This window comes from Methylobacterium sp. J-067 (genome assembly GCF_022829465.1).
Classification (GTDB): Bacteria; Pseudomonadota; Alphaproteobacteria; order Rhizobiales; family Beijerinckiaceae; genus Methylobacterium; species Methylobacterium litchii.
On record NZ_JAKSXZ010000039.1, the window covers coordinates 1 to 673 of the forward strand.

2 protein-coding genes are annotated in these 673 nt (G+C 62.6%); both read left to right on the forward strand.

All coding sequences use genetic code 11. From position 1 onward, the window contains the following. On the forward strand, positions 1-429 hold a 429-nt coding region (locus tag MKK52_RS02515), incomplete at its 5' end, for a hypothetical protein (RefSeq protein ID WP_243952173.1). A gap of 8 nt (positions 430-437) precedes the next feature. Continuing rightward, positions 438-590, forward strand: a complete 153-nt coding sequence (locus MKK52_RS02520; protein WP_243952174.1) for a hypothetical protein — start codon at positions 438-440, stop codon at positions 588-590. Positions 591-673: the final 83 nt, after the last annotated feature.

Sequence of the window (673 nt, forward strand, 5' to 3'; positions counted from 1 at the left end):
ATTGGCATTCCCGCCGAGAGTATGCACCCCGGCGAAAAGGGCGAGAAACCGATAAATAACGCGGCTCTTGGCTACCTGTTTGAATATGGCCAGCCGGAGAAGAACTTGCCGGCGCGCCCGCATCTCTTTCCGGGTGTAGAGGGCATTTGTGACGCGCCTGCTGTAATGCTAGCGGCGGGTGTTCGAAAAGAATGTAAAGGCGACTTTTCGGCACCAGAACAGGCGCTACACAAGGTAGGAATCAGCGGCACGAGCGCGGTGCAGGCCAAGATTACTGAGTGCGACTTAGCTCCCTTGTCGCCGCGCACGATCAAGGGCCGGCTCCGGCGCGGTCGCACCGGCACGAAGCCGCTGTTCGACACGGGCGCCTATCGCCGCGCCTTCACCTACACAATTCAGCCGCGCCCGCTGGCCGGCAGCGGCAGCTAGAGCGCGCTATGACCCAGCAATACCTTCGCACCGTCTCCGTGCAGATCGCAGGCGGCAAGACCTTCACTTATACCGGCGACGAGAACGGCGGGCAGGGGCTGCGCATTACCTTCGAGATTACTCAGAAAGACGCCTCAACACACAACGTGGCGCGGCGATAGGCGCCCGTTTCGAACAGCGGCTTCGTGCCGGTGCGACCGCGCCGGAGCCGGCCCTTGATCGTGCGCGGGGCCAAGGGAGCGAA